Origin of the sequence: Photobacterium rosenbergii (assembly GCF_003026455.1) — a bacterium.
Classification (GTDB): domain Bacteria; phylum Pseudomonadota; class Gammaproteobacteria; order Enterobacterales; family Vibrionaceae; genus Photobacterium; species Photobacterium rosenbergii.
This window is the reverse complement of the sequence record NZ_PYMB01000027.1, coordinates 17,220-41,287: the sequence shown is the minus strand read 5'-3', so window position 1 is coordinate 41,287 and position 24,068 is coordinate 17,220. Positions and strand designations below refer to the sequence as shown.

The following is a 24,068-nucleotide window of genomic DNA, read 5'->3' as shown; positions in this document are numbered from 1 at the left end:
TCACGCTATCCATCGACAGCTTGTTACAATGGTTTACCCCTAGGGGGAGAAACTGTTATCCTGCCTGCTTTATTCACTCTACTAAAGAGATGACACCATGTCTGACGTTAAACTAGATACAGTTGAAACTAAAGCAAGCTACGGTATCGGTCTTCAAATGGGCCAGCAGCTAGCACAAAGCGGTCTAGAGGGCCTAAATGTTGCTGCTATCGCTAAAGGTATCGCGACTTCTCTAACTGGCGACATGCCAGAAATCGAAGTTGACGACATCAACAACGCACTACGCGATCTACACACTCGTGCAGAAGCTGTTCGCCAAGAACAAGCTCAAGCGGCTGCTGCAGAAGGCGAAGCGTTCCTAAAAGATAACGCACTACGCTCAGAAGTTACAGTAACTGAATCTGGTCTTCAGTACGAAGTTCTTGTTGAAGGTAACGGTGAAATCCCTACTTCAGACAAGCAAGTTCGTGTTCACTACCACGGTCAGCTAACTGACGGTACTGTATTCGACAGCTCTGTTTCTCGCGGCCAGCCTGCAGAGTTCCCAGTAACTGGCGTAATCGCTGGTTGGGTTGAAGCTCTACAGATGATGCCTGTTGGTTCTAAGTGGAAACTATACATCCCACAGAACCTAGCATACGGTGAGCGCGGCGCAGGTGCAGCGATCCCTCCATATGCTGCTCTAGTATTCGAAGTAGAACTACTAGACATCCTTTAATCGCCTCCGCGATTGATGACAAAAACGGTGCTTCGGCACCGTTTTTTGTATCCGGCAATCCCTTTATCTAACGACCATCCTAACCAAAATTTGGCTTTTTTTATCTTTTAATTCATTTTTTGCCACAGAATTTGGTATCTCACCCGCATTCCTGACTAATCTTAAATGGGACACCCTATAGTCGACGCCTACACGGAGGAATGCGAAAGATGTACCTATTGACCCAAGCCCGAGCCAAAACCTGGCTACTACTGCTTGTCGGCAGTTTGATTTTGCCTACAACCAGCCATGCCTTCAGCCTTTCGGACTTATTTGGCGGCGGTGATGAAGAAGCGGCTTCGACAATCAGCAACCCACTGACCGACTTACTCAGCAGCCAACTTGATGTCTCAAGTGAACAAGCCGCAGGTGGGGCAGGCGCTCTGCTTTCCATCGCAGCAAGTCAACTTGGCGGTGATCAGGCAACCGAATTGACCAATATGATTCCGGGGCTTGATGCCCTGACCGGCAGCCTACCACCGGGTACCAGTGCCTTGTTGGGGAACATGGACACCATTAATCAGGTATTCAGTGCCCTCGGCATGGATCCTAGTATGGTGAGCCAGTTTATTCCGGTCGTTATGCAATTCCTTGGCGACCAGGGAGCCAGCGCCGGATTGCTCGATAACCTTGGCAGTATCTGGCAGGCCGCAGGCTAGACGATACAGCCCTAAAAATCGCGCGCAAAGATACCGCGCAAGCAAGACCTAGATGTCAGCATGATGTAAAAAAGCCTTACCCAGCAATAGGTAAGGCTTTTTTCTGATTAATCACACTGTTTGGCTAAATACCAGAGCCATCGGCTTCGACATCATCCTCATGCAAGCCACATTCGCGCTTGAGGCCAAAGAAGCGGGTTTCCTCTTCCTTCATACCCGGCTGCCATTTCTGGCTGGTATGGGTATCACCGACAGACAGGTAACCTTCATCCTTGAGCGGATGATAGGGCAACTGGTGCTCGGCGAGATACTGCTCAATATCGCTATCACTCCAGTCGATCAGTGGCAGGAATTTGAACAAACCGTTCTGTACCGCCAACACAGGTAAAGTAGCCCGGCTTTGTGACTGCTCACGACGCAGGCCGGAGAACCAGGCAGAAACCCCAAGCTCATCCAAGGCACGGCGCATCGGCTCTACCTTGTTGATGCGGTTGTATTGCTTGATCCCGTCCAGGCCTTGTTCCCACAGTTTACCGAATCGCGCTTCCTGCCAGTTCGGACTCAGCTCTGCGCGGTAGACATGCAAGTTCAACTTCAGCCGCTCGGTCAACTGATCGACAAACTGGTAGGTCTCCGAAAAAAGATACCCGGTATCGGTTAGAATCACCGGAATATCAGGTTTGATCCGGGTTACCATATGGAGCATCACCGCCGACTGGATACCAAAACTTGAGGCAAGGGCAAACTGCTGTGGCAAGTTATCCAGCGCCCAGCGAATACGCTGCGGGGCAGACATCGCTTCGAGTTTGGCATTGATCTCAGCCAGCTTGAGGATTTGTTCCACCTTGCTGGCCTGCAGCAACGCGGCGTATTGGCTATCAGGCATAAAAATCCCTCTTTGATATCAGAACCGGTTCGATGATCCCGGCACGAATAGTGAAATCACCGAAGTCTTCCCCGGCTTCACGCTCCTTGGCCCAACGGCCAACCAAGCTATCCAATTCAGTCAGGATTTGCTCGACCGTGATATTCTCGCGGTACATTTTCGGGATTCGGGTACCGTTACGGTTACCACCGAGGTGTAAGTTGTAGCGCCCTGGCGCCTTACCAACCAACCCCACTTCCGCCAACATGGCCCGGCCACAACCATTCGGACAACCGGTAACACGCAAGATGATATTGTCATCCTTCGGCAGGCTGTGTTTTTCTAGCAACTGTTCGATGTCGGTGACAAACTCTGGCAGGAAGCGCTCAGCCTCGGCCATTGCCAATGGACAGGTTGGCAGTGAGACACATGCCATGGCATTTTTCCGCTGCTCGGACACACCATCATCGATCAGGCCGTGATCGCGAGCGATCTTTTCGATCTTACTTTTCTCACTGACAGGCACCCCAGCCACAATCAAATTCTGATTGGCGGTCATACGGAAATCACCTTTGTGGATTTTCGCAATTTCCGCAGCCCCTGTTTTCAACGGCTTACCCGGATAATCGAGCAAACGGCCATTTTCAATAAATAACGTCAGGTGGTGCTTGCCATCAATACCTTCGACCCAACCAATACGATCGCCGCGATCGGTAAATTCATAAGGGCGGCTTGGGGCGAAGGTGATCCCTGCCCGCTTCTCGACCTCGGCCTTGAAGACATCAACCCCTACTCGGTCCAGGGTGTATTTGGTTTTAGCGTTCTTACGGTTAGAACGGTTACCCCAATCACGCTGGGTGGTCACCACCGCCGCCGCGACATCCAAGGTGTTTTCCAGCGCCACAAAGCCAAAGTCATCGGCCTTGCGTGGATAAGTTGCCTTGTCGCCGTGGGTCATCGCTAGGCCACCGCCCACCAGTACATTGAAGCCCACCAACTGGCCTTCTTCGGCGATCGCGACGAAGTTCAGGTCATTGGCATGGACATCGACATCATTTTGCGGCGGGATCACCACGGTTGTCTTGAACTTCCTCGGCAGATAATTGCTACCTAGGATTGGCTCTTCGTCTGTGGTCTCCAACTTTTCACCATCGAGCCAAATCTCGGCATAGGCACGGGTTTTCGGCAACAGGTGCTCACTGATTTTCTTCGCCCACTCATAGGCTTGCTGATGCAACTCGGACTCTACCGGGTTGGTGGTACACAACACATTACGGTTCACATCCCCCGCTGTGGCGATGGAGTCGATACCGATCTTGTTCAATGTCTGGTGCATCAGTTTGATATTCGGTTTTAGTACACCGTGGAACTGGAATGTCTGACGGGTGGTTAAACGCAGGCTGCCATACAGCGAGTGCTCCTCGGCAAACTTATCAATCGCCAACCACTGCTTGGGGGTGATCACCCCACCCGGCATCCTCGCCCGCAGCATCACATTATGCAGAGGTTCGAGTTTCTGCTTGGCACGCTCGGCACGGATATCACGATCGTCTTGCTGGTACATGCCGTGGAAACGGATCAACTGGAAGTTGTCAGCGGTAAAACCACCGGTGATCCGATCATTCAAATCTTCAACTATGGTGCCACGCAGGAAGTTACTTTCACGCTTGAGGCGTTCGTTATCCGACAGTTTTTGCTCGCTCATTAGTACACATCCTTTTGATAACGCTTGCTCTTGCGTAGTTCACTCAAGTATTGCTCGGCCTGTTCGCGGCTCTGTTTACCTTGCTGCTCGATGATCGTCACCAACGCATCGTGGACATCTTTGGCCATACGGGTGGCATCCCCACACACATAGATATGGGCGCCATCTTGCAACCACTGCCACACTTCGGCAGCATGTTCTAACAGGCGGTGCTGGACATAGACCTTCTCGGCCTGATCACGGCTAAACGCCACATCAATCCTGTCCACCACGCCAGATTTCAAATACTTCTGCCATTCAACCTGATACAGGAAGTCTTCGGTGAAGGTACGGTCGCCAAAGAACAACCAGTTCTTGCCTTCAGCATCACGGTTGTCACGCTCCTGGACAAAAGCTCGAAAAGGCGCGATGCCGGTTCCCGGGCCAACCATGATCACCGGGGTATTATCATCTTCAGGCAGTTTGAAGTGGTTATTCGGCTCGACAAAGACCCTGACGCTGTCGCCTTCCTCCAAGCGCTGAGCAAGGTAACCGGATGCTCCACCCTGGCGGGTTTCTTCGCCTTTGTGGTATTCCACCAGCCCTACAGTCAAATGGACTTCCTCGCCCACCTCTTCTTGACTTGAGGCAATCGAATACAGACGCGGGGTGAGGCGGCGCAACAACCCCAGCAACTGCTCAGCACTCAAGGCAGCCTTTTTCTCACCCAGTACATCAATAATTTGGGTGTTGCCGGCGTATTCACGCAGCTTGTCTTTGTCTTCGACCAACTTAGCCAGCTTTTTACTGCCTGATAGTTCAGCATACTTGATGACTAACTGCGGATTAGACAGCGTGATCTCATAATGTTTGATGAGGGCATCACACAGCGATATTGATTCACCATCAACATCGACTTGCTGGTCAGCGGCGAGCCCCGTCTTAGCTAGAATTGCTTCAACAAGGGCAGGATCATTGTCATACCACACGCCAAGCGCATCACCCGGTTGGTAGGTCAGCCCTGAGCCTTCAAGATCAATTTCCACATGGCGGACATCTTTGCCTGACTGTCGGCCGGTAATTTTCTGGCTGGCTAGCAGTGCTGCTGGGTATGGGTTCTTCTTACTGTACGCTGATACTGTCGGTGAAGCTTGGCCCAGCGGCAGCTGAACCACATCGGCAGCTCCCTGCTCTGATTTTAAGGCTTCCTCTACCTTGTCTAGCGCCTCGGCACGCCACGCTGTTGCCGCAGACTCATAATCCACATCGCAATCTAGGCGTGGGTGGAAAGCGGTCGCGCCCTGTTTGCTAAGGAAGGCATCAAAATCTTTCGCGGTCTGGCAGAAGAACTCATAACTGGAGTCGCCCAGCCCCACCACGGCATATTGCAAATTCGGCAGTTTCGGTGCCTTTTTCGACTGCAGGAATTCATGCAGCTCAATGGCATCATCCGGCGCTTCACCTTCACCATGGGTGGAAGCCACGATAATGACATGGGTTTCCTTGGCGAGGTTCTTGCCCTTGTAATCCCCAGCGGCAAAAATATCGGCCTTGATGCCTTTGGCATCGGCCTCTTCTTTCAGTTGCTCGGCAACCCCCTTAGCATTCCCAGTCTGGGAAGCATAAATGATGGTCAGCTTACCGGCAGGCTGTGCGCTAGCGGCAAGAGCCGGTGCCTGAGAAGGCTGAGCTTGCCCAGCCACCTGTGTTTGGCTGAGGCCCCAAAAATATCCACTGATCCACGCCAGTTGTTGTGGCGATAACTCGGCGGCAGCCTGCTGAAGTTGACCTATTTGCTGATCATTAAGCGGGCTGGCCAGAGCTGAAAGTTCCTTAAGTAACATGACACGACGATCCCTATACATTGCGTATGGGTTAGATTAGCCACTCAGGGAAATAACAAGAAAGAATAGATAAGAATGTTTTATAACGATTTGTAAGGGTGAAGGGTAAAAAAAACTGCAGGCTCAGCTGCAGTTTTTCTAAGTAATTCAGAAGGTATCGGCTATTCTCACTTGGTGAAAACCGACTTCGAATGCCCGCTCGGTAGCGGTGTCGATATCGTGGTAGCACTTTTCGCTGCCCGAGCCATCAGTGAGGGGAACAAACCCGCCCCGACGGTGACGGAACTCAACGATCCATCCATTCGCTTGGATAGATGGTTCAATCACGGCTTCCACAATCTCGCTATTGGTATAGAGGTTCTGCAACTCGGTTAACGTCATAAGCCCCTGCCCCTTTCCAGTTTCACCTTTTATAAAAATGGTACAAAACCGAGAAAACAGGCAACAAAAAAGCCACGATTTCTCGTGGCTTTGGAATCGAGGCTTTAAAAGAATCGTTTAGATATCGATTTCTACACCTAGGAACCAACCATCGGCAAAGAATTCACCGCCGTCTTTGATGAAGTCAAAATCGTAGTCCATCACACGGTAGCCCGCACGTAGGTTCAGATCAGCAGCAACCAATGGAATGCTCCACTTCACGCCCGCTTGACCATCTACAGTGCTAGTGCTGTCGTAGTTACCGAAGTTAAGATCACCAAATAGTGACAACGGTGTCATAGGAATACCCAGCTCAACATTACCGTAGATGTTTGGCTGCCACTCACTGAAGCTCTGACCATCGAACTTGCCCGAGTTGAACTTGCTCATGGTCACACCGATATCAAATGCTACGGCATCGTTATCTAGGATCTCGTAGTAAGCGGTGTAGTCTGTCTGGCCAAAGGAAACAATACCGTTGTCCACATCGGTGTAACGTAGACGGAAGTTTGGTACCAATGGTACAAAGTGCTCAAACGCCACGTAGTAAGAACCCGACGTGTTGCTGTCAGACTGGCTACGGCTATCATTTACTTTGGCATCGGTAAACCAAGCATCGGCACCGGCTTTTACCCCAAAAAGCGTTGCTGCATGGGCAGGCACTGCCGCAGACAGTGCGACAGCAGCGGCTACCGCAGAAAGCGCTAATTTTTTCATTTCGAGTCTCCGCTCTTTATTAGTATTACATTAAAAAACGGCCAGACTATATCAGATGCCGGTTAAGAAAACTGCACCTGTAATGTCAATCATCTACTTTCTTTTCAAATTTTTACATTCTATTTTTAGGCCATAGAGAAAGCGCCCGTTAGCGGTAATAGCGCTTTCTATGGGCTTGTTCAGCCTTATGCTCACGGTAGAACCACACTGCAACGGCAATCAGCAACAACCACGGCAGCAATTTAAACATCACCCCGATCATGCCAGCAACCGCCATCACTACAAACCCTGCGGCAACCGCCAATGCCAGCCCCAAAATACTCACTCCAGTACCTACCAGTACCACGGCAAAAACCAGCAAAAATAAAAACTCGATCATCGCTTTCTCCTCTGGCATCCCATAAATGTCATTGGCAATATCGCTGCCACCAATGATTTAGGTACTGCACAAAGTGGACCAAGTTATTGAAATAGCGTTTACTCTTTAAATATCAGCATATTAAAAAAGGCATACCGCAAAACGGTATGCCTTTAACATCGAGATATTGGTCTATTTCGCCAACAACTTGGCTTTTTTCACCATTGTGGCCTCTAAGGGTTAGACATCAAGGTGAGCAGGGATCTTCGCCATTGCCTGCTCCAACACCTCAATACCAGAACCTGGCTTATGGGCATTCTCGCTGATGTGGCGGCGCCACTGACGTGCACCCGGCATATTTTGGAACAGACCCAGCATATGGCGGCTGATGTGGTTGAGGTAAGTGCCTTTGGCCAACTCACGCTCAATATACGGGAACATGGCTTCAACAATCTCACGGCGTTTTATCACCGGCTTGTCCAAGCCGTACAGGCGCTGGTCCACTTCAGCAAGCAAATACGGGTTTTGGTACGCTTCGCGGCCTACCATTACCCCATCCATATATTGAAGGTGGGCTTCAATCTCTTCCATGGTTTTCACACCACCATTAATGCCCATGGTCAGGTGTGAAAAGTCTTTCTTCAATTGGTAGACACGCGGGTAGTCCAGCGGTGGGATCTCACGGTTTTCCTTAGGACTCAAACCGCTCAACCATGCTTTACGGGCGTGGATAGTAAAATCCTCACAGCCGCCTTTTTCGCTGACGATGCGGATAAAGTCTGTCAGGAATTCATACGAGTCCTGCTCATCAATACCAATACGGGTCTTCACCGATACCGGAATGTCTACCACTTCACGCATGGCTGAAACACACTGAGCCACCAGTTCTGCTTCCCCCATCAGGCAAGCGCCGAAACGGCCATTTTGCACACGATCAGAAGGGCACCCTACATTGAGGTTGATCTCATCGTAACCACGCTCTGCGGCCAATTTGGCACACTGTGCAAGTTCCGCCGGGTTTGAACCACCCAATTGCAGTACCAGTGGGTGCTCCTCTTCGTTGTAAGCCAGGTAGTCACCCTTACCGTGGATAATGGCGCCTGTTGTCACCATTTCGGTATAAAGCTGGGTACGCTCACTGATCAAGCGATGGAAATAGCGGCAATGGCGGTCAGTCCAATCGAGCATCGGCGCAATAGATAAACGACAATCCGGGTACTGGCCCAGCTGTGTTTGCTCATCGTTAGACTGTTCGTTCATTACAACAGCAGTATCTGTCATCGGAAACCTCATTATCGACCGCTAAATCTATCGTTTCTGGTAGGGGCTGCACCCAAACCAAGGATCTTACAACGCTGCAAGGAGGCGGATTCTACCCTATTCCTAGCACTATCCCAAATCGCATCTGATTTAGCCTGTAACTCTAGGCAAGCAAGACTGTAAAAATCAACATGAATCCGGCAACACTCAAATGCAAAAAGAACATAGGTATATTTTTAATAACACAGAATAATAAAATAAAAACAGTGGCTTAACTACAAACACCATTTCAATGTACAGCTTAATAAGCTTTTGGGTACCAGCAACCCCAAAATAAAACCAAGAAAGCTGCACACGCACTTAAATTACTGATATTTAAAGCTATATATTTACAACCACCAAACACCAACAAGTGCGAACAGCTTAGCCCTGAACAAAATCACTTTCGCTGTACATCATTTCTTGGCGTTCTCATCAACTTAGAAACAAGCAAAAAGATCATTACGATCCAAACAGAGCCACTAAATAGATCATGATGTGCCAATTACCCTGGGTAAATAGATCATCACAGGCTAAAATCTAACATCAAAAAGAACATAATGAGCAAATTGGCATAACCTTAAGTAACATGATAGGCCAAATGAAAAATAACATTTTGGAAATACACATAAACCATTGATTTAAAACGGATTATCTTTTGGGTCATCATAGTAAAAATGAAAATAGCTCAGCCGGAAAAAACCTCAAAAAGCTGAACAAGAACAAAAAACAAATGAAATCAATAGTTTAAGCGCAACCAAAGCCACAAAAAGAAAGCGTACAGCTTTAGGCTGCATACAAACCAAAAAGCAAGACAAGATGGTGATCATAGATACACCTAACACTTCTTGGCGACAATTTTCCGGCACAAATAACGGAAACGTTATTACAGAGGTCACTTTGGGAATGAGTGTGGTAATATGGAGTACTTATCGCTTGTATTTTGAGGTTATATGGCAAATAAAGGTCAGTTGCTGGCAACCGCCCAGCAGCTCTGTGAGCAACGAGGAGTAAGACTGACGCCTCAAAGACTGAAGGTTCTGACATTGATCATCGAGCATCATAGCTCGATCAGTGCCTACGAACTGTTGGATTTGCTACGTGAAAGCGAACCCCAGGCGAAGCCTCCGACAATCTACCGAGCCCTAGATTTTCTCCTTGCCCAAGGCTTTGTCCACAAAGTCGAGTCAACCAACAGCTATATTGCCTGTTGTCTACTAGGCCATGCTGATCATTGTTCTCAGCTGCTCATCTGTAGCCAGTGCGGGAATGTCGAAGAGTGCCATGATGAAGAGCTTGCTAAGCTTCTTCGCCAGCGAGCAGAGCAACGAGGCTTTGAAGTCACAAACCATGTTGTTGAAAGTCATGGTGTTTGCCAGCAGTGTAAAAACAAGTAAGTTATTTTATTCAGACAGAGACAGTCGTTATTAGATTATGCGCGCAGAATTCGTAAACCCTTTCCTGGCGTCACTTTTGAATGTTCTCAAAACCATGGCGTCGATGGAGTTGGCTCCACAGAAACCCCGACTCAAAAAAGATGAAATTGCCAGAGGCGATGTATCGGGGTTAATTGGTATGGTTGGCCCGAAAACCAAAGGATCAATGTCTATTACCTTTGATGAGGGACTTGCACTAGAAATCATGCAAAGAATGCTGGGTGAGCGCCCACATAGCATCAATGAAGAGGTCACAGATATGGTGGGTGAAATCACCAACATGGTGACCGGTGGAGCCAAGCGCACCCTGGCAGAGAAAGGCTACGAATTCGATATGGCTACCCCGGCAGTCGTATCTGGTCGCGGCCATACTATTACCCACAAGTGTGATGGCGCGATAATTATCATGCCGTTTGATTCCGAATACGGTAAAGCCTTTATCGAAATATGCTTTGACGGATAATCTTACTTCATCCATTCCTTAGGCTTTCAACTGGCCTCGCTGGTTGAAAGTCCTTACCGCAACCTATCATCAAACTTATCACTTTGATTTTTATGTGAAGTTGCCACAAATCTCAGATAAAAGACTACCAACTGTCATATATTCGATCTAGACTCGATATGCTGGATAGGCATCAAGACACTTATAGATTTGATGTCCCCCGCGCGTCATTTTGCTTACCCGTGGGGCTAAGCAAGGAAATACCCTCATTCAAAGGAAAGATCGTAACATGAACAAACTGACTGGAACCGTAAAATGGTTCAACGATGAAAAGGGCTTTGGCTTCATCTCTGGTGCTGATGGCAAAGATGTATTCGTTCACTTCAGTGCTATTCAGGCTCAGGGCCGTCGCACCCTACATGAAGGTCAAAATGTCGAGTTTATCGTGACAGATGGTCAGAAAGGTCCACAAGCGAGCGAAGTTGTTGCGCTGTCTTAATGCCGCCCAAAAGCCCTTCATAAAAAAACGCCGCAAAGCGGCGTTTTTTATTGCTTCCAATCAGCTAGCGATTACTGGCGCCACTGTTTGAATGCATTGATCAGACCGTTGGTCGAGCTATCATGGCTCGCTACTGCCTCTGCACCGCCTAGTTCAGGCAGGATATTGTTGGCTAGTTGCTTGCCTAGCTCAACACCCCACTGGTCAAAGCTGAAGATATTCCAGATCACGCCCTGGGTGAAGATCTTGTGCTCGTAAAGCGCGATCAATGAACCCAATACCGTCGGTGTTACTTGCTTAACCAGGATAGAGTTAGTTGGGCGGTTACCGTCAAATACCTTAAACGGTACTAGCTCAGCCACTTCTTCCAACGTTTTGCCAGCAGCCAGGAATTCTGCTTCAACCTGCTCTTTGCTCTTACCGAATGCCAACGCTTCAGTCTGGGCAAAGAAGTTTGCCATCAATTTCGGATGGTGATCGCTCAGTGGGTTGTGGCTGATTGCCGGAGCAATGAAGTCACAAGGGATCAGCTTGGTACCTTGGTGGATAAGCTGGTAGAACGCATGCTGGCCATTTGTGCCTGGTTCACCCCAGATAATTGGACCTGTTTGGTAATCAATTGGGTTGCCGCCACGGTCAACACACTTACCGTTCGATTCCATGTTACCTTGCTGGAAGTAAGCCGCAAAACGGTGCAGGTACTGATCGTAAGGCAAGATAGCCTCAGTTTCTGCGCCGTGGAAGTTGTTGTACCAAATGCCGATCAGGGCAAGGATTACTGGCAGGTTTTGCTCAAGCGGCGCTTCAGTGAAGTGCTGGTCCATCGCGTGGGCACCTTCTAGCAACTCAACAAAGTTGTCGAAGCCGATAGCCAGGCTGATAGATAGGCCGATTGCCGAACATAGCGAGTAACGACCGCCAACCCAGTCCCAGAACTCGAACATGTTGTCAGTATCGATACCGAAATCCGCTACAGACTGCGCGTTGGTAGAAAGTGCAGCGAAGTGCTTCGCAACGTGAGCCTGATCACTTGCAGAAGCCAAGAACCAATCACGCGCCGAGTGGGCATTGGTCATGGTTTCCTGGGTGGTGAAGGTCTTAGATGCGATCAGGAACAGCGTAGTTTCTGGGTTAAGGCCTTTCAGTGTCTCTGCGATGTGAGTACCATCAACGTTAGAAACAAAGTGCATGTTCAGGCGAGTTTTGTATGGTGCCAGCGCTTCCGTCACCATGTAAGGACCAAGGTCCGAACCACCGATACCGATGTTCACCACGTCAGTGATTTCTTTGCCGGTGTAACCTTTCCATTCACCGTCAACAATACGTGCAGTGAAGCCTTTCATCTTTTCCAGTACCGCATTGACGTTTGGCATCACGTCTTCGCCGTCAACCATAACTGGCGTGTTGCTGCGGTTACGCAGTGCCGAGTGCAGAACTGCACGGCCTTCTGTCTGGTTGATCTTCTCACCGCTGAACAGGTCTGCAATCGCAGCTTTCAGTTCAGTCTGCTCAGCCAAAGCAAACAACTTGCTCATGGTTTCTTCAGTGATCAGGTTCTTGGAGTAATCCAGAAGGATGTCATCGCCGAAGTTGGCAGAGAACTTGTTGAAACGCTCGCCGTCATTGGCAAACAGCTCGCTAAGCTGAAGGTCCTGAGCGTCTTCGAAGTGTGCAGTTAGCGCTTTCCACGCCTCAGTGTGAGTCGGATTGATGTTTTTCAACATGATGAAGTTCCTGATTTTTAATTGTTAATCCATTAGTCTTGTCAGCATAATCCAAGCAATGGATCCCCGATCTTAGTAAATGTTGTTCGTTTTGTTGACCCTAGTGTAGCTCAAGTTAACAGGTCAGCTAAATTTTTGTAATTTTACAACTTATGAATAATTATGACGTGAAGGGATACCTACCTTCATTGCGTCAGGTCACGAAACTTGAGAGTAAATGGTAAGCTCAGGAAACCGGCATATATTGACTATATGACACGTTTCTTGCTCGTGTAATAAAAGGAATAATAACGATGTGGTACCAAAAAACAATCCAACTACGCCCGCGAGCCCGCGGCTTCCACCTCATTACCGATGAAATTGAACAACAAATTCCGGAGCTCGCTCAGATAAACGTCGGGCTTGCCCACTTGTTTATCCAGCACACCTCGGCCAGCCTGACACTTAACGAAAACGCTGACCCTACCGTTCGCAGTGATATGGAAGCCCACTTCAACCAGGCTGTGCCGGAACGTGCCCCTTACTACCAACATACCTACGAAGGGGATGATGATATGCCTGCCCATATCAAGGCCTCCATGCTTGGCACCAGCATCAGTATGCCCATCACTAACGGTCGATTTGCATTGGGTACCTGGCAGGGTGTGTACCTTGGCGAGCACCGTGACCATGGCGGTAGTCGTCGCCTGGTTATCACCTTGCAGGGAGAATAGGACAGAGGGGGCGCAAGTTGCGCCGCCCTGTAAAAAAGAAAGGAAAACTAGAAAGGCTGGTTGATCATTACCCGGAACAGGCTGTCTTCGCTGCCCCAAGCCATTTCCGTTCGCACCACGATCCCTTCAACCTGGAATCGAACCGCACCACCGACACTCCATTTCATGTCACTGTGCAGCTCGGCCAAATCGTACTCGTCGGCAACCCTGCCGACATCGACGAAGGCCACCCATTGCCACCAGGGTACGTCATACCATTCAAATACCGGCCAGTCCTCCAGCGGTTGCCAGTCAGGCATCACCCGGTATTCCATGCTATAGCTCATCGCCGCCCTGTCGACGAAACGGCCTCCGGAAAAACTCCTCAGGCGGTACAAGCCCCCCAGACGGTTACCGGCATAGGCCGGCGGCCGACGGAAAGTATCAGTGCCATTGACCTGTTCGGTACTGTTCCAGCTTGGGGTATCAGCCGTGTAAATGTTCAATGCGAGGATCTGTTGGTCAAACAACTCACCGAGGTTACCGAATGACCAGAACCAGCTCTGTTCAAACTCCCATTTCCACCAGCTTGGACGATCACTACTACCGGGATCATAGGTCACCGAAAACTGGCTTTGGCTACCTTCGGTAGGGTTACGGGTATTGTTACGGTTATCCCAGTCAAAACGGGTCTCTAGCCCCCAGACTTCTTCAACTTCACTAAAGTCAGCCGGCTCAATTTGGGAGGTCGGCAAATCATCGAACTCTCGTCCCTGATAAAACGGCCTAAACTCCAACGAACTCACACCACTTTCCCACGGCGTATGGCCAGTCAGTTTGCGGACCGGCATCAATGCAGCTCTGATCCCCTGGCTCTCGCCGGCCCCCAATGGCAGGATGTACCTCATTGACAAGCGATATTGCGACTCTTTGGCATCCGCAACCACCTTGTCATCAACCGATGACCCGTTGCTCGACGCTTCACCAAGGTAGTAATCAAACTGTTTATAGCTGGCATCAAACAACTCAGCACCAAACAACCACCGGCTGTCTTGGCTGATAATATAGTTGCTGGCTCCAAGGTAAGTGAGCCAGGTTCCCTTTTCACTGTATACCCCTGCCCCCAGTAAAGCCGCCTGAGGCTGTCCAGCCCCTTTGAGCAAGCCGGCCATCCCAACCGATACCCCCATGGCATCCGTCGAAAACGCAAAAGGCACGAAGGCTGTCTCGGGATCCCATGTCGGCCAACTATCGGCCAAAGCAGTCGTTGAGCATGAAAAAGCCGCAACCATTGCTGCGGCTTTGATAATTTTTGTCATTGTATATGAGTTAATTCGTTTGTCGTTTTTGGATAAAAGTAAGCCAATTACTGATACGCCATGGCAACTCTGGATGTGAGTTTAGTCACCAGCTCATAAGCAATAGTTCCGATATGCTCGGCAACAATCTCAGCAGGTAACCCTTCTCCCCATAAAATGGCTTCATCACCGACTTTATCCGTAGAGTCAGGCCCCAGATCAACAGTCAGCATATCCATTGATACCCGGCCAGCCATTGGAACAATACGGCCATTGACCATTACCGGGGTACCATTAGGCGCAGTGCGCGGATAGCCATCACCATAGCCAATCGCGATAACGCCAACCTTAGTATCACGCTCGCTGGTCCAAATCCCACCATACCCTACTGACTCACCTTTCTTCACCTCACGAACAGCGATCAGGCTTGAGGTCAGTGTCATAACCGGTTTCAAGTTATAGGATTCGGCACCACGTGCCGGTTCAGCAAACGGCGATACACCGTACATAATGATCCCAGGTCGGATCCATTCCAAGTGGCTATCAGGCCAAGCCAATATCCCGGCAGAAGCTGCTAGCGATCGCTCGCCACGACAGCCCTCGGTCAACGCCATAAAAGCATCTATCTGGCGTGGCGTGACATCACTCGCCAGTTCATCCGCACAACCAAAGTGGCTCATATAACGCAGCGGTTTTGCCACATTCGGGCAGGCATGGAGACGCTCGACGAATTCGGCATATTGCTCGGGACGTACGCCCAAGCGATGCATACCGGTATCGATTTTCAGCCATACTACAACAGGGCTATCCAACTCCGCTCGCTCTAGAGCTTCCAACTGTTCAATCGAGTGGACCACGGTATGGATATTGTTAGTTACTAACACGGGCAGATCAGAAGGGGCATAAAAGCCTTCCAGCAACAACACCGGCTTAACCACGCCACCTGCACGCAAGGTCAAGGCTTCTTCAATACGGGCAACACCAAAGCCATCGACATCAGGCAGGCTTTTCGCCACATATTCCAGCCCATGGCCATAACCATTCGCCTTTACCACAGCCAATATCTTGCTGTTTGGCGCCTGGCTGCGAATTTGCTGCAGGTTGTGAGTCAATGCCTCGGTATTGATATACGCTGTTGCCGCTTTCATCTATGTTCCTACTCATTATTGCCCGGCAAACCGGTACTGCATCTTAAGCTTAAATAGCCTTATTCGTCATCGAAGGCCGGACCGGCATAATTGTCGAACCGGGAGAACTGGCCCTGGAAGGTCAATCGTACCGTACCGATCGGACCGTTACGCTGCTTACCCAGAATAATTTCAGCAATGCCTTTAAGGGCACTGTCTTCGTGGTAAACCTCGTCACGATAAATGAACATGATCAAATCGGCATCCTGCTCGATCGCTCCCGATTCACGCAAGTCAGAGTTAACCGGGCGTTTGTCGGCACGCTGCTCCAACGAGCGGTTAAGCTGCGACAGGGCAACCACCGGCACATTGAGCTCTTTGGCCAACGCTTTGAGCGAGCGTGAAATCTCGGCGATTTCCAAGGTACGGTTATCTTGCAGGCCAGGTACCCGCATTAGCTGCAGGTAGTCAATCATGATAAGGCTGAGACCGCCATGGTCGCGGGCGATACGGCGGGCACGGGAGCGCACTTCTGTCGGCGTCAGGCCCGAGCTATCGTCGATATACATATTCTTCTTTTCCATCAGAATACCCATGGTCGACGAAATGCGCGCCCAGTCCTCGTCATCCAACTGACCGGTACGGATTTTGGTCTGGTCTACCCGTGACAGGGAGGCCAACATACGCATCATGATCTGCTCTGATGGCATCTCCAACGAGAAGATAAGCACCGGCTTTTCCTGCTCCATGGCCGCGTTTTCACACAGGTTCATGGCAAAGGTGGTTTTACCCATCGAAGGACGGGCGGCAACGATGATCAGATCCGAGCCCTGCAGGCCGGCGGTTTTCTTGTTCAGGTCGGTAAAGCCCGTCGATACCCCAGTCACGCCATCTTGCGGTGTCTGGTACAGCAGTTCAATACGCTCGAGGGTTTTCTCCAGAATAGTATCGACATTCTGCGGGCCTTCGTTTTCCGAAGTACGCTGCTCGGCAATGGCGAAAACTTTACTCTCGGCCATATCCAGCAATTCTTCACTGTCACGGCCCTGGGGATCATAACCTGCGTCGGCGATTTCGTTAGCCACACTGATCATGTCTCGGATCAATGCCCGCTCACGCACAATCTCGGCATAGGCCAGAATGTTGGCCGCTGACGGGGTGTTCTTGGCAAGCTCTGCCAGATAAGCAAAACCACCGACATCCTCGAGCTGGTCTGCTCGCTCAAGGTGCTCGGACAAGGTGATCAAGTCAAGCGGTTGACCCGCTTCGAGCAAGGCTGCTGCCCCTTCGAAAACAATGCGGTGCGGGCGACTGTAGAAGTCTTTGGCCACCACCTTCTCGGCAACAACATCCCACTTCTCATTGTCCAGCATCAAGCCGCCGAGGACCGACTGCTCAGCCTCCAGCGAGTGCGGCGCCATCTTAAGCGCGTCCATCTGGGAGTCTTTTTTGGGGTTCGGTTTGCGATTCTCTGCCATAGGAATTGAAATGATTGCCGGAAACTAAGCCGAGCATTATACCTTAATTCAGAACGAGTCCATCTATCAATATAGCGTTGATAGCGATTTTCCCTCCAGAAATGACATAATAGAGCCCTGCGAGCAATTTGATACATTCGACCCACGATTCCTGACCAAAAGATGACATAAATCGGTTAGAATGCCGGGTTTGGTCAATTACTGTTTCACCCAATGAGGAGGCCGCTTGGCAAGAACCCTGTTAGCTTTAGTACTGCTTGCCAGCACCCATGCCAATGCCGCCACCAGTGATGAGCGTCCAACCCGGATCCCGCCACCACTGAGCACCGAGCTTGAACTTGGTTACCAGTCTCTTGGGGGAAACTCGGACTCACAAACCCTCAATACCCGCCTTGGGGGCACCTATGTCAAAAACCAGTATCGACATACCGGTGAATTCAGGTTCCTGCTGGCAGAAAAAGACGGCGAGGAAGACAAGCGCAAGGGACAGGTCGAACTGCAGAGCGATATGAAGATCAATGAGCGGACCTATGTGCTGGGCAACATCAACTACGTTGATGACCGCTATGGTCCCTACTTCACCGACTTTACCTTCGCGACCGGTTTGGGTTACCAGTTAGTAAGGCGAGAAACCTTCCAGATGGAAGTGGAAGCCGGCCCGGGCTACCGCCACCAAGAACCCAACCTCGATGAAATCGACGACGATGATATTATCGTGCAAGAAACCGTCGACGAACTGATCCTCCGTGGCAACGCCAAGATGACTTGGAAGCCGTCAAAAACCGTTGAATTGGGTGTACGACTTACGGGTATTGCCGGTAACAGTAACAGCACCATGGAGGCAGAATTCAACCTCACCACCGCCATCAGTGACTTTGTTGCTATCAAAATCAGCAACAACCAGAAACTTAACAGCTGGGTACCAGATGGCCTGAAGAAACGTGACTCGGCCATGACGGTCAACCTGCTATTCAAGATGTAACGCCTAAAATACCGTTTCAGCTTGGCCCATAAGCTCAGCATCAAGGTCCCCCCTTCCCCAATACACCTCTTCACCATTTTTCAGGCATAAAAAAACCAGCCCGGAGGCTGGTTTTAAGCAATCAACACAAAACGTTATTAGTCTTCAGCAACAACGTTTAGGTTAACAGTTGCGAATACGTCAGAGTGCAGCTGGATGCTGATCTCGAATTCGCCAGTCGTACGTAGTGCACCTTCAGGTAGGCGAACTTCGCTCTTCGCTACTTCAACGCCAGCCGCAGTGATTGCGTCAGCGATGTCACGAGTACCGATAGAACCGAATAGTTTACCTTCGTCACCAGCTTTAGATGCGATAACTACAGCTTCAAGCGCGTTAACTTTCTCAGCGCGTGCTTCAGCAGCAGTCAGTTGCTCAGCAACTTTAGCTTCTAGCTCAGCACGACGAGCTTCGAACATTTCAACGTTAGCTTTAGTAGCCATTACTGCCTTGCCCTGTGGGATAAGGAAGTTACGAGCAAAACCCGCTTTAACGTTAACCTGATCGCCAAGGCCACCTAGGTTACCGATTTTATCAAGTAGAATAACTTGCATTATCTTGTCCTCTTAAACTTAATTAAACCGCTACCGATTACTGATGCTTGTCAGTGTATGGTAGAAGTGCTAGGTAACGAGAACGCTTGATAGCGCGAGCTAGCTGACGCTGGTATTTAGCGCGAGTACCAGTGATACGGCTTGGTACAATTTTACCAGCTTCAGTGATGTAGTTTTTAAGAGTTGCTACGTCTTTGTAGTCAATCTCTTGTACGCCTTCTGCAGTGAAACGGCAGAACTTACGACGACGGAAGAAACGTGCCATGGGCTTATCTCCTGAACTAAATTTTTTCAATGTGATCAGCATGCAACACTAATTTACCTAGACCATTACGTCCGGTGTGGTAGGAGACAAAACCGCCTACCTTAATGTGGCTGCCGATAGCTAAATCTTGAGTGAGAACTTGTTGACCTTGCCCGCTTACTACCACGTTGATGTAGCAATACACCTGGCGTGGTAGGTCAGCTTCTTTCTGGTAGGAGCGATGCTCAAGCACAAAGTGACAATGAGGCACACCTGCCAGCGACCGGCTTCGTTTGGGGTCTTTGGCAATAACGCCAGATAACTCCAGACGATTGGTCATTTAACAATTACTCAGCTGCAGCTTCGCCTTCAGACTGTGCAGGTTGCTCTGCACGCTCTTCACGACGTGGGGCACGCTCTTCTTTAGCCTTCATCATTGGAGATGGCTCAGTGATAGCGCCTTTAGTGCGCATGATCATGTTACGGATCACAGCGTCGTTGAAGCGGAAGTTAGACTCTAGCTCGTCAATTACAGACTGCTCAGCTTCAACGTTCATTAGAACGTAGTGTGCTTTGTGCAGTTTGTTGATTGGGTAAGCCAGTTGACGACGGCCCCAATCTTCTAGACGGTGAATCTGACCACCAGAATCTTTGATTGCACCAGTGTAACGCTCGACCATGCCAGCAACCTGCTCGCTCTGATCTGGGTGCACCATGAATACGATTTCGTAATGACGCATGGGTTGCTCCTTACGGATTAATCAGCTTCTCGGATTGGCTCGGTTAACCAAGAGAAGCAAGGAACTAAAATAAATAACCGAGAATTTGGAGGCAGAATAGTACAGAGAATGGACAATTGAAGCAAGAGAAATTTGTGATGAAATGTGGTTCTGTGGTTCTGTGGTTCTGTGGTTCTGTGGTTCTGTGGTTCTGTGGTTCGAAAAATAACAAACCCCATGAGTTAGGCAAGTAAGCACCTTAGCTTACTCTCTAACTCACAGGGTTTCGTGTTAAGGAAGCGAGTAGATGCCTTCCCGCTCCTTTACCATAGCCCCACAGTGCCATAGCACCACAGGAACATTTGGCTTACTGCCTCTGGCGTACCGCTTCGAACAGGCAGATACCCGTTGCTACCGATACGTTCAAGCTTGAGACCGAGCCTGCCATTGGGATTTTGATCAGGTCATCACAGGTTTCACGGGTCAGGCGACGCATGCCTTCGCCTTCGGCGCCCATCACAATTGCCAGCGGACCGGTCAGCTTGCTTTGGTAAAGGTCGTGAGTGGCCTCACCGGCGGTACCTACGACCCATACACCTTTGTCCTGTAGCGCACGTAGAGTACGGGCCAGGTTGGTCACACGGATAAGCGGTACCACTTCAGCTGCACCACAAGCGACCTTGCTTGCTGTCGCGTTAAGCTGTGCCGAGCGGTCCTTCGGCACAATTACGGCTACCGCGCCCGCAGCATCCGCGTTACGCAGGCAGGCGCCTAGGTTATGCGGGTCGGTTACGCCATCGAGTACCAACAACAGTGGGTTTTCTTTGCCCGCCAACACGTCATCGATATCATTCTCGTTGTACTGCTTGCCAGGGCGGACACGGGCGATAATGCCCTGGTGCGATGCGCCTTGGGCTTTATCATCAAGAGCCTTACGCCCTGCCTGCTGGATAGTGATCCCCAGCATTTGTAGCTCGTTGATCACCGGCAACAAACGGTCATCTTCACGGCCCTTCAATACAAAAACTTCGATGAAGCGAGAAGGGTCTGCCGCCAAAACGGCTTTAACGGCATGAATGCCGAAAATCATGTTATTACTCATGGATTAATTCTTCTTAGCTGCTCGTTCTTTCTTCCCGGCACGCTGTTTCTTCTTGCGTACCTTGGTCGATTTTTTCTTTGCGGACGGCTTACCCTTGCCGCCCTGCTTACCGCCTTTGCCTTCCGGTGCCTTGTCGCCTTCAAGTTTCGGGATAGCACCGGCTTTTAGCTTCTGGCGCACTGAGCTACGTTCTTTCTTCGACTTCGAACGCGACTCTTGTTCGGCCTCACCACCTTTAACGCGGTATACCTTCATGCTCTGGCGCTGCATGCCCTCGGCTTTTCGCATGCGTTGCTTTTTCTCTCGGTTCTTGGCGGTTTTGCCAGCCCCACGCGGCTTGCGGTTACTGCCTACGATATCAAAGTCTATCTGGCGGTCATTAAGATTAATCGACGCCACTTTGACCTTCACCGTATCACCGAGGCGATATACCTGGCCGGAGCTATCACCAATTAGGCGCTGGCCAATTGGATCATACTGGTAGTAATCATTGGCCAGGTTGGAGATATGGACAAGGCCATCGATATTCAGCTCGTTGAGGCGAACAAAGAAACCAAAACCGGTCACATTGGCAATCACCCCCTCGAACTCGTCACCGACATGGTCCTGCATGTACTCACACTTCAACCAGTCAGCCACATCGCGGGTCGCGTCATCGGCACGGCGCTCGGTCATCGAGCACTGCTCACCCAGGGTATCCATATCATCGAAGGAGTAATGGTAACCTCCGGTCGGTGTCCAGCGGTCCTTGTTGGTCCCTTCCTGCTTGGCCACCAAGTATTTGATCGCACGGTGCAAGGTCAAGTCCGGATAACGGCGGATCGGCGAAGTGAAGTGGGCATAGCGCTTCAGGGCCAGACCAAAGTGGCCAATATTATCCGCCTGATAAACCGCTTGTTTCATCGAACGCAGCAGCATGGTCTGGATCAGCTCATGGTCCGGGCGGCTCTGGATCATTGCCGCCAAGGCAGCATAGTCCTTCGGCGCGGGCTCTAGGCCACCAGAAAGCTGCAGACCGAGCTCGCCAAGGAAGTCGCGGAAACCTGTCAGGCGCTCTTCACCCGGGGTATCGTGTACCCGGTACAGCGCCGGCTCTTTGGCCTTCTCGACAAACGAGGCCGAAGCAATGTTGGCTAGGATCATACACTCTTCAATGATCTTGTGGGCATCGTTACGCTCTGCCGGCACAATGCGGTCAATCTTACGATCGGCATTGAAGATAAACTGGGTTTCTATAGTTTCGAACTCAATGGCCCCACGCTCTTCACGTGCAGTCTTGAGCACTTTATACATGCCATATAGCTCTTCAAGATGCGGCACCAGCGGTGCATAGCGCTCGCGCAACTCCTCATCGCCTTCCAGCATCTTGCTGACCTTAGTGTAAGTCAGACGTGCATGGGAGTTCATCACCGCTTCATAGTGCTTATAGCCAGAGAGCTTACCGGATGCCGAGATAGTCATCTCACACACCATACACAGGCGGTCAACCTGCGGGTTAAGCGAGCACAGGCCGTTGGACAGGACTTCTGGCAACATCGGGATCACTTGAGAAGGGAAATACACCGAGTTACCACGGCGCACGGCTTCGGTATCCAGTGCTGAATCCGGGCGGACATAGTGGGAGACATCGGCAATCGCAACCCACAGGCGCCAGCCACCAGACTTCTTGCGCTCACAGTAGACCGCATCATCGAAATCACGGGCATCTTCGCCATCAATCGTCACCAATGGCAGCTTACGCAAGTCAACACGGCCCTGCTTGGCCTCCTCAGGAACTTCTTCGCCGAGCCCCTGGATCTGTTTCTCAACTTCCGCCGGCCATTCATGGGGGATATCGTGGGTACGCAGGGCAATTTCGATTTCCATCCCCGGCGCCATGTTCTCGCCCAATACCTCAACGACCTTACCTACGGCATTGTACTGGCGGGTAGCTCGCTGGTTGATTTCAACCACTACCACGTTACCCATTCGCGCACCCATGCGCTGATCATTCGGGATCACGATATCTTGGGCAATACGGGAGTCGTCCGGCACTACATAGCCCATGCCGTCTTCGATAAAGAAGCGGCCGACAATCTGGCCTTCGTAATGCTGCAGTACACGGACCACGCGCCCTTCGCGGCGGCCACGTTTATCCGTACCAGCCACCTGGGCCAGAATGTAATCACCGTGGATCACACCACGCATTTGGTGGTGGGGAAGCAGCAAGTCTTCTTCCTTACTGCGGGTGCCTTCCGGGCGCAGGAAGCCAAACCCGTCCCGGTGGCCAATCACATGGCCTTTGATCAAATCGAGGCGCTCTGGCAAGGCATAGCACTGACGACGGGTAAAAATTAGCTGGCCATCACGCTCCATAGCGCGCAGGCGACGGCGCAGACCTTCATATTGGTCTTCGCCTTCAAGTTTCAGTTCTTCGAATAACTGATCGCGGCTGACTGGCGTCGAATAACCGCGAATCACTTCCAGCAGCATTTCGCGGCTAGGAATAGGATTTTCGTAGTTTGATGCTTCGCGATCGCGAAAAGGATCGACCGGTAAATCGGTAGTACCTTTTGACATAATTAGATCCAAGTTGGCGAAGAGATACTTCAAGTATATCCGCGCCCTAGGTGAACAGACGGGAGCCAAGTCGAAAATTTAGCTCCCCAGAGAGAATTTGAAGTTATTGATTTTGTTTTACAGCTCAGGCTGGTCCAACAAGACACGCAAAGGCGGGTTGTCATCTATCATTTCTGACAGGGTGTGGTTATCCAGCTCGTTGAGGAACGCCTGGCGTGCATCGAACAGGATGCCTTTCAATCGGCAGGCTGGAGTAATGTGGCAAAAGTCCTCACTGCAATTGACGATCTGTAGCGGCTCAATAGCCCGCACGACATCACCGACTATAATTTTATCGGCCGGCATGCCAAGGCGGATCCCGCCATTTTTACCGCGCACGGTTTCAACATAGCCCAGCTGTCCAAGCTTGTTGATGATCTTCACCATGTGGTTACGTGACACACCGTATACCTCGGTCACTTTGGTAATGCTCGCCAGCTCACCCTGCGGCAGGGTTGCTAAGTATATAAGGGCACGTAGGCCGTAATCGGTAAAACTCGTCAGTTGCACAATAACTCCTCCTGACGACATTTT

Annotated in this window: 25 protein-coding genes; 7 read left to right on the top strand and 18 right to left on the bottom strand. The window is 50.5% G+C overall.

The features are described 5' to 3' along the window. Window positions 1–97 precede the first annotated feature (97 nt). Both C9J01_RS25810 and C9J01_RS25805 read left to right on the top strand, forming a co-directional pair. Entirely contained in the window at window positions 98–718 is a 621-nt protein-coding gene (locus C9J01_RS25810) for a BamJ family beta-barrel-assembly machinery protein (RefSeq protein WP_107300963.1), read from the top strand. A gap of 209 nt (window positions 719–927) precedes the next feature. Further along, complete coding sequence (locus tag C9J01_RS25805) at window positions 928–1,416, top strand: DUF2780 domain-containing protein (protein WP_107300962.1); 489 nt, start codon at window positions 928–930, stop codon at window positions 1,414–1,416. A gap of 124 nt (window positions 1,417–1,540) precedes the next feature. On the opposite strand, the gene C9J01_RS25800 is transcribed toward C9J01_RS25805, so the two are convergent. The 7 genes from C9J01_RS25800 to dusA all read right to left on the bottom strand — a co-directional run bounded on the left by C9J01_RS25800 (window position 1,541) and on the right by dusA (window position 8,564). After that, window positions 1,541–2,302, bottom strand: a complete 762-nt coding sequence (locus tag C9J01_RS25800; protein WP_107300961.1) for a phosphoadenylyl-sulfate reductase — start codon at window positions 2,300–2,302, stop codon at window positions 1,541–1,543. Next, a complete protein-coding gene (gene cysI, locus C9J01_RS25795) occupies window positions 2,295–3,986 on the bottom strand; it encodes an assimilatory sulfite reductase (NADPH) hemoprotein subunit (protein ID WP_107300960.1) in 1,692 nt (563 codons plus the stop codon). The genes C9J01_RS25800 and cysI overlap by 8 nt, the downstream gene beginning before the upstream one ends. Then, complete coding sequence (locus C9J01_RS25790; protein ID WP_107300959.1) at window positions 3,986–5,809, bottom strand: assimilatory sulfite reductase (NADPH) flavoprotein subunit; 1,824 nt, start codon at window positions 5,807–5,809, stop codon at window positions 3,986–3,988. The genes cysI and C9J01_RS25790 overlap by 1 nt, the downstream gene beginning before the upstream one ends. 147 nt (window positions 5,810–5,956) lie before the next feature. After that, complete coding sequence (locus C9J01_RS25785) at window positions 5,957–6,190, bottom strand: thymidylate kinase (RefSeq protein WP_107300958.1); 234 nt, start codon at window positions 6,188–6,190, stop codon at window positions 5,957–5,959. A gap of 117 nt (window positions 6,191–6,307) precedes the next feature. Next, window positions 6,308–6,946 (bottom strand): TIGR04219 family outer membrane beta-barrel protein, encoded by a 639-nt coding sequence (locus C9J01_RS25780; protein WP_107300957.1) that lies wholly within the window; start codon window positions 6,944–6,946, stop codon window positions 6,308–6,310. Window positions 6,947–7,094: 148 nt separating this feature from the next. Further along, window positions 7,095–7,325 carry an envelope stress response protein PspG gene (pspG, locus tag C9J01_RS25775; protein ID WP_107300956.1) on the bottom strand — a complete coding sequence of 77 codons (231 nt, stop codon included), beginning with the start codon at window positions 7,323–7,325 and terminating at the stop codon, window positions 7,095–7,097. Between the two features lie 219 nt (window positions 7,326–7,544). Further along, window positions 7,545–8,564, bottom strand: a complete 1,020-nt coding sequence (dusA, locus tag C9J01_RS25770) for a tRNA dihydrouridine(20/20a) synthase DusA (RefSeq protein WP_201797870.1) — start codon at window positions 8,562–8,564, stop codon at window positions 7,545–7,547. A 992-nt stretch (window positions 8,565–9,556) separates the two neighbouring features. Between dusA and zur the strand changes: the two genes are divergently transcribed. The 3 genes from zur (at window position 9,557) to C9J01_RS25755 (ending at window position 10,980) form a co-directional block, all read left to right on the top strand. Continuing rightward, the gene (zur, locus tag C9J01_RS25765; protein ID WP_107300954.1) at window positions 9,557–10,000 is read left to right on the top strand and encodes a zinc uptake transcriptional repressor Zur; all 444 of its coding nucleotides are present in this window, start codon (window positions 9,557–9,559) and stop codon (window positions 9,998–10,000) included. Between the two features lie 37 nt (window positions 10,001–10,037). Next, complete coding sequence (locus C9J01_RS25760; RefSeq protein ID WP_107300953.1) at window positions 10,038–10,502, top strand: chemotaxis protein CheX; 465 nt, start codon at window positions 10,038–10,040, stop codon at window positions 10,500–10,502. A gap of 268 nt (window positions 10,503–10,770) precedes the next feature. Next, window positions 10,771–10,980, top strand: a complete 210-nt coding sequence (locus C9J01_RS25755) for a cold-shock protein (protein ID WP_036822839.1) — start codon at window positions 10,771–10,773, stop codon at window positions 10,978–10,980. Window positions 10,981–11,051: 71 nt separating this feature from the next. Here the strand turns inward: C9J01_RS25755 and pgi are convergent, their stop codons facing one another. Continuing rightward, window positions 11,052–12,704: a glucose-6-phosphate isomerase gene (gene pgi, locus C9J01_RS25750; RefSeq protein ID WP_107300952.1), complete on the bottom strand. Its 1,653-nt coding sequence runs from the start codon at window positions 12,702–12,704 to the stop codon at window positions 11,052–11,054. Window positions 12,705–12,997: 293 nt separating this feature from the next. Between pgi and C9J01_RS25745 the strand changes: the two genes are divergently transcribed. Continuing rightward, on the top strand, window positions 12,998–13,417 hold the full coding sequence (locus tag C9J01_RS25745) for a secondary thiamine-phosphate synthase enzyme YjbQ (RefSeq protein WP_107300951.1): 420 nt from the start codon (window positions 12,998–13,000) through the stop codon (window positions 13,415–13,417). A gap of 47 nt (window positions 13,418–13,464) precedes the next feature. Here C9J01_RS25745 and C9J01_RS25740 read toward each other — a convergent pair whose 3' ends face one another. From C9J01_RS25740 to C9J01_RS25730, 3 genes are read right to left on the bottom strand one after another with little or no spacing between them, the layout of a single operon-like run. After that, window positions 13,465–14,715, bottom strand: a complete 1,251-nt coding sequence (locus tag C9J01_RS25740; protein WP_107300950.1) for a BamA/TamA family outer membrane protein — start codon at window positions 14,713–14,715, stop codon at window positions 13,465–13,467. Between the two features lie 47 nt (window positions 14,716–14,762). Next, complete coding sequence (alr, locus tag C9J01_RS25735; protein ID WP_107300949.1) at window positions 14,763–15,842, bottom strand: alanine racemase; 1,080 nt, start codon at window positions 15,840–15,842, stop codon at window positions 14,763–14,765. A gap of 59 nt (window positions 15,843–15,901) precedes the next feature. Beyond that, window positions 15,902–17,299: a replicative DNA helicase gene (locus tag C9J01_RS25730; RefSeq protein WP_107300948.1), complete on the bottom strand. Its 1,398-nt coding sequence runs from the start codon at window positions 17,297–17,299 to the stop codon at window positions 15,902–15,904. Window positions 17,300–17,525: 226 nt separating this feature from the next. Between C9J01_RS25730 and C9J01_RS25725 the strand changes: the two genes are divergently transcribed. Continuing rightward, entirely contained in the window at window positions 17,526–18,281 is a 756-nt protein-coding gene (locus tag C9J01_RS25725; RefSeq protein WP_107300947.1) for a DUF481 domain-containing protein, read from the top strand. A 137-nt stretch (window positions 18,282–18,418) separates the two neighbouring features. Here C9J01_RS25725 and rplI read toward each other — a convergent pair whose 3' ends face one another. From rplI to nsrR, 7 genes are all read right to left on the bottom strand, one after another. Then, on the bottom strand, window positions 18,419–18,871 hold the full coding sequence (gene rplI / locus C9J01_RS25720) for a 50S ribosomal protein L9 (protein ID WP_107300946.1): 453 nt from the start codon (window positions 18,869–18,871) through the stop codon (window positions 18,419–18,421). Window positions 18,872–18,908: 37 nt separating this feature from the next. After that, window positions 18,909–19,136 (bottom strand): 30S ribosomal protein S18, encoded by a 228-nt coding sequence (gene rpsR / locus C9J01_RS25715; RefSeq protein ID WP_002539422.1) that lies wholly within the window; start codon window positions 19,134–19,136, stop codon window positions 18,909–18,911. Between the two features lie 16 nt (window positions 19,137–19,152). Next, window positions 19,153–19,455 (bottom strand): primosomal replication protein N, encoded by a 303-nt coding sequence (gene priB / locus C9J01_RS25710; protein WP_107300945.1) that lies wholly within the window; start codon window positions 19,453–19,455, stop codon window positions 19,153–19,155. 7 nt (window positions 19,456–19,462) lie between these two features. Beyond that, window positions 19,463–19,855 carry a 30S ribosomal protein S6 gene (rpsF, locus tag C9J01_RS25705; RefSeq protein WP_107300944.1) on the bottom strand — a complete coding sequence of 131 codons (393 nt, stop codon included), beginning with the start codon at window positions 19,853–19,855 and terminating at the stop codon, window positions 19,463–19,465. Window positions 19,856–20,201: 346 nt separating this feature from the next. Next, the gene (gene rlmB, locus C9J01_RS25700; RefSeq protein ID WP_107300943.1) at window positions 20,202–20,936 is read right to left on the bottom strand and encodes a 23S rRNA (guanosine(2251)-2'-O)-methyltransferase RlmB; all 735 of its coding nucleotides are present in this window, start codon (window positions 20,934–20,936) and stop codon (window positions 20,202–20,204) included. Between the two features lie 3 nt (window positions 20,937–20,939). Then, a complete protein-coding gene (gene rnr, locus C9J01_RS25695; RefSeq protein ID WP_107300942.1) occupies window positions 20,940–23,495 on the bottom strand; it encodes a ribonuclease R in 2,556 nt (851 codons plus the stop codon). Between the two features lie 117 nt (window positions 23,496–23,612). Beyond that, the gene (gene nsrR, locus C9J01_RS25690) at window positions 23,613–24,044 is read right to left on the bottom strand and encodes a nitric oxide-sensing transcriptional repressor NsrR (RefSeq protein WP_107300941.1); all 432 of its coding nucleotides are present in this window, start codon (window positions 24,042–24,044) and stop codon (window positions 23,613–23,615) included. Window positions 24,045–24,068: the final 24 nt, after the last annotated feature.